We start from the raw sequence: 13448 nt of genomic DNA, 5'->3' as shown, positions 1-13448 counted from the left end.
GTCAGAGCGGGTCAGTCGCGCAAGGATGCGCTCCCCTCTTGCATCGCGCGCGCGCCCATCAGGTCGGCTTCGCTCTCAAGACCCGGCTCATCGTTGACCGCTTGCCCGGCAACCTGGAGCGTCGGCCGCACACGGCCCTGGGCCTGCTGTACGACATGCCATGCCTCATGCGGCAGATGCCGTTCCTGACCAGACGCAAGGTGAATCTGTTGCCCCTGAGCATAAGCATGCGCCTGCAATTGCGATGGCTTATCGGAATTATAATGCACCTGAACGCCGCTCATATCGATCCCGGAAAGGGATTCAGCCCCTGCCCTCAGCCCTGGCGGTAATCCTTGCGCCGTTCCGCCGTCCGGTTTTTGCTGCAACGCTTGATCGCTCAGCCCGGACCCTTCGGCGCGACCCTGCAAGGGTTCCTCTTCCTCCATAAGCTGCACCGCCCCCTCCGCGAGAGTGGACCCGGCGGCTTTACCCTGTAGCATCTCTTCCTCTTCCATCCGCTGAACTGTGTCCGCCGCCAGCTGGAAGGTCGCAAGACTTTGCGCGCCTGTGCTGGTGTCTGCCCCGGCCTGCAGCGATGTCAGATTAGAGCCGGTCAAAGCGCGGCTTGCCGGACGTGCTGACGGGGAGGGCTTTCGCGCGTGCTCGGAAGCAAAAATATATGCCATCTCAAATCCTCTTTCACACAACTCTAGCACGAAGCATATGATCGCGTCACGTTGCATTTGGGCAAATGGCCGTCGCACGGCTTCCGCACAGGCGTTGCGCGTTTCAACGGTGCTGATACCCGACTGGAATTTACGGAACATGAAGGCGCTTGAATTTTCAAGACCTCGCCGTGGCATCACACCTCAGAAAATCAAACCCGACGGCAGAACAACCCACCGCCGAGCGCAATAAAAAAGGCCCGGGCGCAATGCCCGGACCTCTGAACGAATATATCCGGAAACTGGTTAGTTCACGGATTTTGCATCAACCACATCTTTTTCAATCTGTTTAGTCGAAGAGATCGAAATCTGGCGTGGTTTGAGCGCCTCTGGCACTTCACGCGTCAGATCAATGTTCAGCATACCATCGACATGGGTTGCACCGGTGACATGCACGTGATCCGCCAAATGGAAACGACGCTCAAACGCGCGGGTTGCGATGCCACGGTGCAGATAGCTGCGCTCCTCGTCCTCATCGGCCTTGCGCGCCGAGACGATCAACGCATTCTCGCGGGTTTCCACGGAAAGATCCGCGTCCGAAAATCCGGCCACGGCGATCGAGATGCGATAGGCATCACCGTCCAGTTTTTCGATGTTATAGGGGGGATAGGAAGGCTGGGTGCCTTCACTGGTCAACACGCGATCCATCAGATTGGCGATTTGATCAAAGCCAACGGTGGCGCGATAAAGCGGTGCAAAATCATAAGTACGCATAGTGTTATCCTCATTCTTTGAGCGATGAAATGCCGGTCGCTCCTGGGGGACGCAGACCGACAATCGGTTATCCCAAAGCCCTGAATAGGCACCTTGGTCTCAATAATGTGGGAAAGGAATTTGCGCTTTCAAGACCCTTCGGAGACAAGAATTTTGAGGCTGGCGTAACCGTCTCTGCCCATCAACGCCCGCCTTGCGCGCCTCAGCTGGCATCTGCGAGGGATTGCGTTTGATTTGCCCGCATCTGGTCTTTCAGGTCGGCCACCAGTTTTGGCAAAATCATACCATATGTCGTGCGCTTGCCGCGAAACTGGCCAATGCTGGACACCAATGAAATAATCTCTCTCCGCCCGTTTTGGGAATTGAAGATCGGTGCGCCCGAGGACCCAAAGGTCGCCTCACAATCCATCAGGATCACATTTTGGTAGCCATCAAGAACCTCGCAGGCGCTTTGCGCTGAGAGCGACTCGGCGCGACCCTTACCATAAGAAACCACGCTGACCGGCCCATGTGTCTGGGCGGAATCCTGCACCGAAAACGGGTCCAGCACATCCGCGCCAATCGGTTCGGCCAGGCGCAACAAAGCGACATCGTGACCCACGCTTTGCGCGCTGGGACCGGCGCTGGCGTCATAGCCTGGATGCACTTCGACCTGAACGATGCGACGTTCGGCAACGGCTTTACCCTTCTGCAACCCGGCCCGGAATGTCAGCCCCGCAGGTTTGATCAATCGGTTGGTTTTGGACGAGTACACACAGTGCGCCGCCGTCAAAAGCAAATCCGGCGCAATCAGGGTCGCCGTGCAAAATCCGGACATCGCCGCATCCAGACGGCCTACCGCGCGCCAGGTCATGGCGTCGGGCGTGACGCGCAGGCTGGCCAATGTCGCTTTTTCCTGCGCCGCAGTATGGGTTGGTACGGCCAGCATCCAGGCGGCCAGAAGGAGGGTGAAAATACGCAACATGGCTTATTCCCCCAACCGGATGAATTTGGCACCTGTGGCGCTACGCCCCTCGCCAACCCGCAGGCGTATCGGGAGTGGAGAACTGGACGTGTAGCCGCCCTTGCCAGCCACGAGTTCGGCACGCAAAAATGCCACAGAGCCCTCCAGCGAGGTGCCCAGGGCAATGTCGGACCCGTTGATTTCGGTTTTGGCCGACACCACCGAAACAATCTGCGCACGGCCCTGCGACACTGCGAAAATAGGCGCACCAGAGGATCCGAAGTCGACCGAGCAAGAGGTCACCAACACCCCCTGCTGCGCGTCCAGAACCGTGCAGTGCTCTTGCAGTGAGGGCGCTTCGGCGCGGCCACGGACATAGCTCAGAACACTCACGCTTGCGCCTTTGAGCGGGCGCGCACCGGTGTCAAAGGGATGAATGGTCGTGTTTCGGATCGGATGGGCCAATTGCAAAAGCGCGATATCATCCCGCACCCGCTCGGGCGAAACCGCCGCCGCATAGGAATACTTTGGATGCACCACCGCCCGGCTGACGGCGCGGTAAGCCGAAGCGCGCCCCTGACGCCAACCGGCACGAAATTCGATTGTTTCTGGATTTATTCGCGCGCCGCTGGATGTGTCAAAAAGGCAATGCGCGGCGGTCAGGACCACATCCGGGCTGATCAATGCGCCGGTACAGAATGCCTTTCCGGCGATGTCCAGACGCCCGACAGCTTCCCAGGGGCGCGCTTCAAAGCCGTTTTCCAACGCTCTGAGCGGTTGTTGCTGAGCGACCACCCCTGTTGGCGCGCTCAAGGCGAGCGCGGCTGAACATAACCACCGGATCATGTGACATTCCTTTGTAACTGATCCGATGAAGTTACGGAGCAGTTACGGCGGAATTACGGCCTATTGAGGCCCAATCGTGGCATTTGTTTACTGATTCTTTGTCTTTGGCTCAGCGTAGAATCGGGATTTCGGACCTCTCGCGCGCGCCGTTGATCAGCGCGGGGGGTTTTGGCCCCCCGGTCGCCCAATCCAGCAATTCCACCGTGTGCAGAATAGGAATTTGTGTTCCGGTGCCGATCTGCATCATGCAGCCAATGTTACCGGCTGCGATCACATCCGGGTTCTTGGCCTCCAGCGTGCGGACCTTGCGGTCCTTCAGCTGTTTGGAAATTTCCGGCTGCATCAGATTATAAGTTCCCGCAGAGCCACAACACAAATGCGGATCAGAAGGCTCCACGATCGTAAAGCCAGCGCGTTTCAGCAAATCCTTCGGGAAGGTCTTGATCTGCTGACCATGTTGCAACGAACAGGCGGCGTGATAGGCGACCACCATGTCCTGATCGCCCCCTTCCGGCAGGTCCAATTGCATCAACACTTCGGAGACATCCATCGCGATGTCGGACACGCGTTTGGCGTCCGCGGCCAGCGGTTCATTGCGAAACATATGGCCGTAATCCTTGACCGTGGTGCCACAGCCGCTGGTGTTGATCACGATGGCATCGAGCCCGTCGCCATCCATCTCGCGCACCCAGGCTGTGATGTTCTTGGCCGCCGTCGCGTGGCTTTCCTTGGTCTTTCCCATGTGATGGGTCAAGGCACCACAACAACCCGCGCCCTCCGCCACCACCACTTCGCAGCCCAAACGCGTCAGCAACCGGATGGTGGCGTCATTGATGTCGGTATTCAGCGCGCGCTGTGCACAACCGGTCATCAAGGCGATGCGTTTCTTGCGCGGTTCCTGAGGAGCAAAGGTCTGCGGATCATCGTTGCGGCTGACAGGTGGGATCGTCTTGGGGGCCATCTCCAGCATGGCGCGCAGCCGGGCATCCGGCATGAAACGCGCGAAGGGCCGTCCGAGTTTTGCCCCCGCAAGCGCCAGACGGAAGCGCATCGGATAGGGCAGGATCAACGCCAGCACCCAGCGCAGGGCGCGGTCGCTCAGCGGTCGTTTATAGCGCTCTTCGATATATTCGCGCGCATGATCGACCAAGTGCATATAGTGCACGCCCGAGGGGCAGGTCGTCATACAGGCCAGACAACTCAGACAGCGGTCGATGTGTTTCACGGTCTTGGGGTCCGGATCGCGGTCGTTTTCCAGCATGTCCTTGATCAGGTAAATGCGGCCACGCGGGCTGTCGAGTTCATCGCCCAGCACCTGATAGGTCGGGCAGGTCGCCGTGCAGAATCCGCAATGCACACAGCTGCGCAGGATTTCATTGCTGCGCTTGATCCCTGGGTCTTTGAGTTGCTCTGGTGAGAATGTCGTTTGCATATCAATCGGACCTATCGAAAGGAACGCAGGCAAGCTGCGAATGAGGGGGAACAACGGGATCGACAGGCGTGCAGCCCATATCAGACGCCCGCCATCAGACCGGCGTTCAAGATACCGCGCGGATCGAAGCGCGCGCGCAACCCGGCCGTAATTTTGGCGATACCGGCGGCTTCGGGATGGAAGACCGGCACCCGCGCGCGCGTTTCAGGTGCGCTGCGCACAAGCGTTGCATGGCCCTCAAAAGCCCCAAGCGTCTCGCGCAGATCGCCCCCCTGAGGCATGCGCACCCAGATCAGACCACCGGCCCAGTCGAAATACCAGGCGGTCGCGCCAGAACGCCCCATGAGTGCCGGCGCATCAGAGGGCTTACAGGAAATGCGCCAGATGTCGTCGGGCAGGTCGCGCCATTGCGCCACATCCCTTACGTTGCACCAGAGGTCTTCGGTCAGGGCCGCATCGGCGACGCTCGCCTCAGAGCAGATCGGAGCCAGCAGGTCCCTCAAACGCCCGATGCGATACTCAACAGAGGTTTCAAACCCTTCGACACGCAAGAGCGTTGCCGGGCCACTCTCCATGATCTTGGCGGAATGGGCCGCACCGCTGACCTCAAAGGGTGAGCCCATCGCGGCGGACATCGCCTGCACCGCCTGCGCGTCATCAAGACCGTGCAGGATCAGGGTCGCTTGCGTCTCCGGGATCGGTAATACCTTCAGCGACACCTCCGTCAACACGCCCAGCGTGCCAAAGGCACCACTCATCAGCTTCACCAGGTCATATCCGGTCACATTCTTCATCACGCGGCCACCATTCTTGACGATGGCCCCGGCCCCATCCACGAACCGCACGCCCAGCGCATAGTCACGTGCGCCCCCGCCCTGGATGCGGCGCGGACCGCTGATGTTGCCGGCTATCACGCCCCCGATCGTCGGCTCGCCCGTGGTACCCAAAAGCGTGCGGTGATCCATCGGTTCAAATGCCAGACGCTGGTTTTCTTTGCTCAAGGCGGCGTTGATGTCGCGCAGCGGCGTGCCCGCCTGTGCGACAATCGTGAGGGCACCGGGTTCATAAAGCGAAATGCCCGACAACCGCGCAAGGGAGAGCGTCTCGCCCTCAATCTTAAAGCCGCGGGTGCCGCCACCCTGGATGGCCAAGGGCGATTGGGCCGTCTTGATGGCCTCGGCCACGGCCTCTTCGGTTTCAGGTGTCATAGTGTTTTGGGTCCAATATATCGAGGTTTCACCGCAATCGGATGGTTACTCTGCCGCCAGTGCCACAGTTCGGCGCGCATCCGAGGAGGCCAGCGGAAAGACCTTGGCCGGGTTCAACAACCAGTGCGGATCAAACACATCCTTTACCGACATCTGCGCCTCAAGGTCCTCGGGGGTATATTGGTACGACATCAGATCCCGCTTTTCGATGCCGACGCCATGTTCTCCGGTCAGGCACCCGCCCGCCTCGACGCAGAGCTTGAGCACTTCGGCCCCGAATTCCTCGCAAAGCTCCAGATCACCCGGTTTATTGGCATCAAACAGGATCAGCGGGTGCATATTCCCGTCCCCTGCGTGGAAAACATTGCCGACCTGCAGCCCGTACTCCTTGGACATCTCGCCGATGCGGCGCAGCACGAAGGGCAGCGAGCTCACTGGGATCGTGCCGTCCAAACACATGTAATCGTTGATCTGGCCCATCGCGCCAAAGGCGGATTTGCGACCCAACCAGATTTTGGCACTCTCCTCAGCGGATTTGCTTTCGCGCAGCTCAACGGGGTTGTGGCGACGCGCAATTTCCATGATCAGCGACAATTGGTGGTCGATCTCGGCGGGTGAACCCTCGACCTCCACGATCAACAACGCTTCGCACAGTGGATACCCCGCCTGGGCGAATTTTTCACAGGATTCGATGCAGAGACGGTCCATGAATTCAATCGCGACCGGCAGAACCCCCGCCTTAATGATGTCGCTGACGCAGGCCCCCGCGACCTCGCTGTCATCAAACCCCATCAGAACGGGGCGCGCGCCTTCCGGTTTGGCCAGGATGCGCAGGCTCGCCTCGGTGATCACACCCAACTGCCCTTCGGAGCCGCAAATGAGGCCCAGCAGGTCCAGCCCGCCGCTGTCCATATAGGCCCCGCCGATTTCGACGACCGCGCCATCCATCATCACCATGGTCACGCCCAAAAGGTTGTTTGTCGTGACACCGTATTTAAGACAATGCGCGCCGCCCGAATTCATCGCGATGTTGCCCGCAATCGCGCAAGCCAATTGGCTGGACGGATCGGGCGCATAAAAGAAGCCGTTCTCCTCCACAGCACCCGTCACGCTTAGGTTCGTGCGCCCGGTCTGCACCCGGATGACCCGGTTGTCATAGTCGGTTTCGAGCACGTCATTCATCCGCGCCACGCCCAGTATGACGCAATCCGCCGTCGGCAAGGCCCCACCGGCAAGCGACGTGCCGGATCCGCGTGGCACCACCGGAACGCCCTCTTCATGGCAAATTTTTAGAACCTGTGACACCTCCTCAGTGCTCGACGGGAGCACCGCCACCATCGGGGGGCACTTATAGGCTGTCAGAGCATCACACTCATAGGCACGCGTTTCGGCGACCTCATGGATCACGGCGTCCATCGGCAAGACGGACTGCAAACGCGACACAACCCGCGATTTACGGGCCAGCACATTCGGATCGGGAATCGGCATTTCCATGGGTATTCCTCCACTTGACCTCTATTTGGTAAAGTATTATTACCAATTTGACCCATTGGCAAGCTTTATCAGAGATGCGATGCGTCATGCCATGACCTTCATGGACCGCATTACCCTGTTTCAGCCCCTGGATTTCGCCGCTGTGGCCCTGCTCTTTGTATTGTGGGTCGGCATTGGGCTTCGCGTGGAGCACCCTTCGCCCAAACACCTCTCAACATCGCTTATCATGGCCAGCTACAGGCAAGAATGGATGCGGCAAATGGTGACGAGAGAGCCGCGCATTTTTGATGCCCATGTCCTGGGGACCCTGCGTCAGGGGACCGCCTTTTTCGCCTCCACTTCCATGGTGGCCATTGGCGGCACGCTCGCGGTGATCGGAAATGCCGAACGCCTCGCCGGTGTCGCCTCCGATATTACCCTGCTGGATCATCCCACCATCGTGTGGGAATTAAAGCTGATGGTGCTGACGCTGTTCCTGACTAATGCCTTTCTCAAATTCGTCTGGGCCAACCGGTTGTTTGGCTATTGCTCGGTGCTGATGGGCGCAGTGCCGAATGATCCCAAACATCCGGACGCTTATAAGTTCGCGGAAAAAGCCGCCCAGATTAATATCACCGGGACCAAGAGCTTCAACCGTGGCCTCAGATCGCTTTATTTTGCACTCGCCGCAGCCGCCTGGCTGGCCGGACCGATTCCGCTCATCCTTGCCGCGTTTTGCACCGTAACCGTCATCTGGCGCCGAGAATTTGCCTCGGTGTCTCGTAAAATCCTCTTGGCTTCTTAAATGATGCAGATCGCTATCGCTTGGTTGGGCCCGAAATGAAATACGCCATATTGGTTTTGATTTTATCAGCAATGACTGCGTTTGCGGAACCGCCCCGGATCGACAATGTCAAAGCACGGAAATCCGGGGATGGTTGGCGTTTTGACGTGACAATCTCTCATCCCGATACCGGCTGGGACCACTATGCGGACGCCTGGCGCGTGCTGGATATGCAGGGCAATCAAATCGCGATCCGCATTCTGGCCCATCCCCATGTTCAGGAGCAGCCCTTCACGCGGTCGCTTTCCGGGGTGCGTATCCCCGAAGGTACTGCGCAGGTGCAAATACAGGCGCGCGACCTGCCCGGTGGCTGGAACCCGCAGACGGTGATCGTCAACTTGCGCTGAATTGCCCCGTTTTGACGGCGGCACAAATGGTTATTCGCGGTGATAGGGGCCGCCCGATAGAATTGAGGCGGCACGATAGAGTTGCTCTGCCAACATCACACGCACCAGCATATGCGGCCAGACCATCTTGCCAAAGGACAGCTTGAAATCGGCTTCTGCGCGCAATGCCGGGGCCAAACCGTCCGCGCCCCCGATGATAAGCGCCAGGTCCCGGCTCCCGGCGTCGCGCCACGCGCCGATACGTTTTGCGAATTCGGGCGAGGTTTCCACGCGCCCCCGTTCGTCCAGAACCACGTTGATGGCCCCTTCGGGCACCGCGCGACGCAGTAATTCCGCCTCAGCTCCCATACCGGAAGCCTTGCGGTCATCCACCTCAACAACCTGCGCCGGGCCAAGGCTCAGCGCCCTGCCCGTGCGATCAAATCGTTTCAGGTAGTCGTCAATCAGATCTTTTTGCGGCCCCGCCCGAAGGCGTCCGACCGCAATGATGTGCACACGCATGATCAGGCCACCGCGCTATGGACTCAGTTCGCGGCTGTCTCCGGGCCGGAAACGGGCTGCCACATCTTCTCCAGCTGATAGAATTCGCGCACTTCCGGGCGGAAAACATGCACGATCACATCGCCTGTGTCGATCAGGACCCAATCACCAGTGTCCTTGCCCTCCATCTTCGCGGTGCGGCCGTAGTCGTCTTTGACCTTCTGCGCGAGCTTTTCCGAAATCGACGAGACCTGACGGGTCGAACGCCCGGAACAGATGACCATATAGTCACCGATCTCGGTCTTGCCGCGCAGATCAATCTGCACGATATCCTCGGCCTTATCGTCGGAAAGGGATGAAAGAATGGTTGCCAGAAGCGCGTCGCTGGTGGCTGTGTCGGTAGCAGTGACCATTACTGCTTGCCCGTTTTGAGCAGCGATGGCTGCCTCAGCATGGATTGACAGGACATTGTCCTCCTTTGAACGCGCCGACAGACCCCCGGCGCTGGGATGGAACAAGGATAACAACTGCGGTGCAACAATTCAATGACAGGGTAAATTATCCGTTAATCGGGCATCGGGTCCAGCATTCGCACTTCGCGCTGCGGGAAGGGAATTGAAATATCATTGGCTTTGAAGATGTCCCAAAGTGCAAGATATACGTTCCCGCGGATGTTCGTCAGCCCCCCCGTGGGGTCCCTGATCCAGAACCGCAGGATGTAATCAACGGAACTGTCCCCGAATCCGACAATATGACAGACGGGCAGTTTTGGATGCGACAGCACCCGATCCACCCCCGACGCCGCCTCAATGGCAAGGCGGCGCACATTATGCGGATCACAGCCGTAAGACGTGCCAAAATAGATATCGAGACGCACATATTGATCCGAATGCGACCAGTTCACCACCTGCCCGGTAATGAGATCTTCGTTCGGGATAAGGTATTCCCGCCCGTCCCGCGTCACGACGCTCACATACCGCGCTCCAAGCGCGTTGATCCAGCCGAAGGTTTCGCCAAGCGAGATCACATCCCCCGGTTTGATGGATTTATCCAGCAAGATAATGACACCCGAGACAAGGTTCGAGACGACCTTTTGCAAACCAAACCCCAGACCGACACCGATGGCCCCGGACAGAACCGCCAACCCGGTCAGATCAATCCCGACGGCTTTGATTCCGATGAAAAAAGCGCACCCATAAAGCGTGATCTGAATGGCTTTGACCGCAAGCACCTGCATGGAAGGGCTGATGTCTTCGTTCATGCGAATGCGCGACGACACGGTTGTACTGACCAGGCGCGCGCCGGTGAACAGCAACCCGATGACCACCGCAGCGACCAAAAGGGCCAGCATGGAAATACGGAAATCACCGATTTCAATGGCCAGCCCATCCAGGAAGGCCGACACCTCATCACCCAGCCCCGCAAACCGCAATGTCACATAAATCCAGAGCCCATAGACAACCATGCGGCGCATAAAGCGGTTGCGCACCAAACGCGCGGCAAAGGCGATCATCACCCAGGTCGCCGCCAAGGTTGATACCCCCCCGATCATATAGGATCGCGACGGCCAGGTGATGTTTTGCATCACGACATAAACGCCATAAGACATCAGCGCGAAGAGGATCAGACCCATGCGCCGTTTGATCTGGATGATCATGCGCAGTTGCCATTTGGACCAGCCCTCAATGGCCCGCACGCGCGCCTCGATCAATCGCCCGGATATGCCGTGCAGCAGATAGGCAAGCGCCGCGAGGGACAGAATGATGATGGCCTGATTCTGCCGCCAGCCCGGCTCGATCAGGTCCGCTCCGAAAACCGAAACGAGGTGCCATATTTCATCGACGGACATCAAAACGTGCCCAAGGGGTTCTTCAAGATTAGCGATCGGATCTGCCATTTGCAGACATTTGCACAGTGCTTTGACATCAACAAGTCACCGGGCCTTGCAGCAAGGCCATGACCGCTGTATCTGAACGTCATGGCACGTGTTTTTGACATGGACGACCGCGCGCGACTGCGCGAACGCTTTTTTGGGGCGACCCATACCGTGCTTGCACGGCAATAGGCGCACGCGCCGACCCAAACGCTCATTTTTCTTATTACGGGAGAGGACCACATGTCCCCCAAAACACTCTATGATAAAATCTGGGATGCCCATCTTGTCCACGCGGCGGATGATGGCACCTGCTTGCTCTATATCGACCGCCACCTGGTGCATGAGGTGACATCTCCGCAAGCCTTTGAAGGGTTGCGCATGACGGGCCGGACGGTACGCGCGCCGGATAAAACCATCGCCGTGCCGGATCACAACGTCCCCACCACGCTGGACCGCGCAAATGCCGCCACCATGACCGAGGACAGCCGCATTCAGGTCGAAGCGCTCGATACCAACGCCAAGGAATTCGGCATCCATTATTACCCTGTGTCCGACGTGCGTCAGGGCATCGTGCATATCGTGGGCCCCGAACAGGGCTGGACCCTGCCCGGCATGACCGTGGTCTGCGGGGATAGCCACACCGCGACGCATGGGGCGTTCGGCGCGCTGGCCCATGGGATCGGCACCTCCGAGGTTGAACATGTGCTGGCCACGCAAACGCTGATTCAGCAGAAATCCAAAAACATGAAGGTCGAGATCACCGGCAAATTGCGCCCCGGTGTCACCGCCAAGGACATTACCCTGTCCGTGATCGGGGCCACCGGCACCGCTGGCGGCACCGGTTACGTGATTGAGTATTGCGGCGAGGCGATTCGTGATTTGTCCATGGAAGGGCGCATGACCGTCTGCAATATGGCGATTGAGGGCGGCGCGCGTGCCGGTCTGATCGCACCGGATGAAAAGACATATGAGTATTGCCAGGGGCGCCCGCACGCTCCGAAAGGCGCGCAATGGGAAGCGGCAATGGCGTGGTGGAAAACGTTGTATTCGGACGATGACGCGCATTGGGACAAGACCATCACCCTCAAGGGCGAGGACATTGCGCCGGTGGTCACATGGGGCACCTCTCCCGAAGATGTTTTGCCGATCACGGCGACGGTCCCCGCGGCTTCCGATTTCACCGGCGGCAAGGTGGGCGCAGCACAACGGTCTCTGGATTACATGGGGCTCACGCCGGGCGTGCCGCTGTCGGACGTGGAAATCGACACGGTGTTTATCGGCTCCTGCACTAATGGGCGGATCGAAGATCTGCGCGCCGCCGCCGCCATTCTGAAGGGCAAGAAGAAAAAAAACGGCATTCGCGCGATGGTGGTGCCGGGCTCGGGCCTGGTGCGCGCACAGGCCGAAGAAGAGGGCCTGGCCGATATTTTCAAGGACGCCGGGTTTGAGTGGCGCCTTGCGGGATGTTCCATGTGCCTGGCGATGAACCCTGATCAACTGTCTCCGGGGGAACGCTGCGCCGCCACGTCGAACCGCAACTTTGAGGGTCGTCAGGGACGGGGTGGGCGCACGCATTTGATGTCACCCGCCATGGCAGCCGCTGCCGCGATTACCGGCAAACTCACGGACGTGCGTGACTTGATGTAGAGACAAAGGTGGCCTGAAAGCCCACCCTACGCCGCATTCGGAGACGCCCAAGGCGTCACCTGGGGGCGATAGGACAACCAACGCGACGTTTTAGGGCGTCACACCGAGAGCCTTTCAGAGGCCAGGAGAGCTGAGATGGATAAATTCGACAAACTCACCGGGATCGCGGCACCCATGCCGATGATCAATATCGACACGGATATGATCATTCCCAAACAATTCCTCAAAACGATCAAACGCTCGGGACTAGGCGTGAACCTCTTTGACGAGATGCGTTACGCCGATGATGGCTCTGAAATTCCGACGTTCATCCTTAATCAGGACGCCTACCGCGATGCGGAAATCCTCGTGGCCGGTGACAATTTCGGATGTGGGTCCAGCCGCGAGCACGCGCCCTGGGCGATCAAGGATTTCGGAATTCGCTGCGTCATCGCGCCGTCTTACGCCGATATTTTCTATAACAACTGCTTTAAGAACGGCATCCTGCCAATCGCACTGCCGCAGGAACAAGTCGACGTCTTGATGAAAGACGCCGAAAAGGGCTCCAACGCGCGGATCAGCATCGATCTGGATGCGCAGACGATCACGACCTCGGACGGTGAGGTGATCCCCTTCGAGGTGGATGCCTTCAAGAAGCACTGCCTGATGAACGGGTTGGACGACATCGGCCTGACGATGGAAAAAGCCACCTCCATCGACACCTTTGAGGCCGCAGCGTCACAAGCGCGTCCCTGGGTATGATAGGCTGACCTTTGCGCTGATCCATGATGCCATTTGCCATTTGCAAACAATCATTTGCGAACAATAGGGTCGCAAATGGCTCTCCTTGCGCGATTGGGCGGTAATAATCGTATAACAATGGGTGGACAGGCGCTGCACCCCTGACGCAATCACGCAACTTTTAATCCGTACCATTGCGTGCTCTTTCAAC

14 protein-coding genes and 1 pseudogene are annotated in these 13448 nt (G+C 58.7%); 4 read left to right on the top strand and 11 right to left on the bottom strand.

The window, feature by feature from the left end:
• Positions 1-11: 11 nt before the first annotated feature.
• The 7 genes from ROLI_RS00690 to ROLI_RS00660 all read right to left on the bottom strand — a co-directional run bounded on the left by ROLI_RS00690 (position 12) and on the right by ROLI_RS00660 (position 7344).
• Positions 12-668, bottom strand: a complete 657-nt coding sequence (locus tag ROLI_RS00690; protein ID WP_187428031.1) for a DUF4157 domain-containing protein — start codon at positions 666-668, stop codon at positions 12-14.
• Positions 669-953: 285 nt separating this feature from the next.
• Positions 954-1421 carry an Hsp20 family protein gene (locus tag ROLI_RS00685; protein WP_187428030.1) on the bottom strand — a complete coding sequence of 156 codons (468 nt, stop codon included), beginning with the start codon at positions 1419-1421 and terminating at the stop codon, positions 954-956.
• A 202-nt stretch (positions 1422-1623) separates the two neighbouring features.
• Entirely contained in the window at positions 1624-2385 is a 762-nt protein-coding gene (locus tag ROLI_RS00680) for a serine protease (protein WP_187428029.1), read from the bottom strand.
• A 3-nt stretch (positions 2386-2388) separates the two neighbouring features.
• Positions 2389-3210 (bottom strand): serine protease, encoded by an 822-nt coding sequence (locus tag ROLI_RS00675; RefSeq protein ID WP_187428028.1) that lies wholly within the window; start codon positions 3208-3210, stop codon positions 2389-2391.
• Positions 3211-3319: 109 nt separating this feature from the next.
• A complete protein-coding gene (gene glcF, locus ROLI_RS00670) occupies positions 3320-4642 on the bottom strand; it encodes a glycolate oxidase subunit GlcF (RefSeq protein ID WP_187428027.1) in 1323 nt (440 codons plus the stop codon).
• A gap of 80 nt (positions 4643-4722) precedes the next feature.
• The gene (locus tag ROLI_RS00665) at positions 4723-5850 is read right to left on the bottom strand and encodes an FAD-binding protein (RefSeq protein WP_187428026.1); all 1128 of its coding nucleotides are present in this window, start codon (positions 5848-5850) and stop codon (positions 4723-4725) included.
• A gap of 45 nt (positions 5851-5895) precedes the next feature.
• Positions 5896-7344: an FAD-linked oxidase C-terminal domain-containing protein gene (locus ROLI_RS00660; protein WP_187428025.1), complete on the bottom strand. Its 1449-nt coding sequence runs from the start codon at positions 7342-7344 to the stop codon at positions 5896-5898.
• A 91-nt stretch (positions 7345-7435) separates the two neighbouring features.
• Between ROLI_RS00660 and ROLI_RS00655 the strand changes: the two genes are divergently transcribed.
• Both ROLI_RS00655 and ROLI_RS00650 read left to right on the top strand, forming a co-directional pair.
• Positions 7436-8128, top strand: a complete 693-nt coding sequence (locus ROLI_RS00655) for a DUF599 domain-containing protein (protein WP_262386363.1) — start codon at positions 7436-7438, stop codon at positions 8126-8128.
• 71 nt (positions 8129-8199) lie between these two features.
• The gene (locus ROLI_RS00650) at positions 8200-8514 is read left to right on the top strand and encodes a hypothetical protein (RefSeq protein WP_262386342.1); all 315 of its coding nucleotides are present in this window, start codon (positions 8200-8202) and stop codon (positions 8512-8514) included.
• Between the two features lie 30 nt (positions 8515-8544).
• On the opposite strand, the gene rlmH is transcribed toward ROLI_RS00650, so the two are convergent.
• The 4 genes and pseudogenes from rlmH to ROLI_RS00635 all read right to left on the bottom strand — a co-directional run bounded on the left by rlmH (position 8545) and on the right by ROLI_RS00635 (position 10891).
• Positions 8545-9015, bottom strand: coding sequence for a 23S rRNA (pseudouridine(1915)-N(3))-methyltransferase RlmH (gene rlmH / locus ROLI_RS00645; protein ID WP_187428023.1), 471 nt, complete (start codon positions 9013-9015; stop codon positions 8545-8547).
• 23 nt (positions 9016-9038) lie between these two features.
• Positions 9039-9359: a ribosome silencing factor gene (rsfS, locus tag ROLI_RS00640; RefSeq protein WP_350340415.1), complete on the bottom strand. Its 321-nt coding sequence runs from the start codon at positions 9357-9359 to the stop codon at positions 9039-9041.
• Positions 9334-9399, bottom strand: a pseudogene (locus tag ROLI_RS23775) (hypothetical protein); the annotation flags it as partial. The pseudogene ROLI_RS23775 and the gene rsfS, both read right to left, overlap by 26 nt.
• Positions 9400-9559: 160 nt before the next feature.
• Positions 9560-10891, bottom strand: a complete 1332-nt coding sequence (locus tag ROLI_RS00635; protein ID WP_187428022.1) for a mechanosensitive ion channel domain-containing protein — start codon at positions 10889-10891, stop codon at positions 9560-9562.
• A gap of 219 nt (positions 10892-11110) precedes the next feature.
• Between ROLI_RS00635 and leuC the strand changes: the two genes are divergently transcribed.
• Both leuC and leuD read left to right on the top strand, forming a co-directional pair.
• Entirely contained in the window at positions 11111-12517 is a 1407-nt protein-coding gene (leuC, locus tag ROLI_RS00630) for a 3-isopropylmalate dehydratase large subunit (RefSeq protein WP_187428021.1), read from the top strand.
• A 135-nt stretch (positions 12518-12652) separates the two neighbouring features.
• Positions 12653-13258, top strand: coding sequence for a 3-isopropylmalate dehydratase small subunit (leuD, locus tag ROLI_RS00625; protein ID WP_187428020.1), 606 nt, complete (start codon positions 12653-12655; stop codon positions 13256-13258).
• Positions 13259-13448 lie beyond the last annotated feature (190 nt).

This window comes from Roseobacter fucihabitans (genome assembly GCF_014337925.2).
Taxonomy (GTDB): Bacteria; Pseudomonadota; Alphaproteobacteria; order Rhodobacterales; family Rhodobacteraceae; genus Roseobacter; species Roseobacter fucihabitans.
This window is presented reverse-complemented; position numbering and strand designations above follow the sequence as displayed.

Bases quoted from the DNA above. Each gene is read 5' to 3' on its own strand.
- glcF (WP_187428027.1), bottom strand. From the start codon at position 4,642: ATGCAAACGACATTCTCACCAGAGCAACTCAAAGACCCAGGGATCAAG.
- ROLI_RS00635 (WP_187428022.1), bottom strand. From the start codon at position 10,891: ATGGCAGATCCGATCGCTAATCTTGAAGAACCCCTTGGGCACGTTTTG.
- leuD (WP_187428020.1), top strand. From the start codon at position 12,653: ATGGATAAATTCGACAAACTCACCGGGATCGCGGCACCCATGCCGATG.
- ROLI_RS00685 (WP_187428030.1), bottom strand. From the start codon at position 1,421: ATGCGTACTTATGATTTTGCACCGCTTTATCGCGCCACCGTTGGCTTT.
- ROLI_RS00680 (WP_187428029.1), bottom strand. From the start codon at position 2,385: ATGTTGCGTATTTTCACCCTCCTTCTGGCCGCCTGGATGCTGGCCGTA.
- ROLI_RS00690 (WP_187428031.1), bottom strand. From the start codon at position 668: ATGGCATATATTTTTGCTTCCGAGCACGCGCGAAAGCCCTCCCCGTCA.
- ROLI_RS00665 (WP_187428026.1), bottom strand. From the start codon at position 5,850: ATGACACCTGAAACCGAAGAGGCCGTGGCCGAGGCCATCAAGACGGCC.
- ROLI_RS00675 (WP_187428028.1), bottom strand. From the start codon at position 3,210: ATGATCCGGTGGTTATGTTCAGCCGCGCTCGCCTTGAGCGCGCCAACA.
- rlmH (WP_187428023.1), bottom strand. From the start codon at position 9,015: ATGCGTGTGCACATCATTGCGGTCGGACGCCTTCGGGCGGGGCCGCAA.
- ROLI_RS00660 (WP_187428025.1), bottom strand. From the start codon at position 7,344: ATGGAAATGCCGATTCCCGATCCGAATGTGCTGGCCCGTAAATCGCGG.
- leuC (WP_187428021.1), top strand. From the start codon at position 11,111: ATGTCCCCCAAAACACTCTATGATAAAATCTGGGATGCCCATCTTGTC.
- ROLI_RS00655 (WP_262386363.1), top strand. From the start codon at position 7,436: ATGACCTTCATGGACCGCATTACCCTGTTTCAGCCCCTGGATTTCGCC.
- ROLI_RS00650 (WP_262386342.1), top strand. From the start codon at position 8,200: ATGACTGCGTTTGCGGAACCGCCCCGGATCGACAATGTCAAAGCACGG.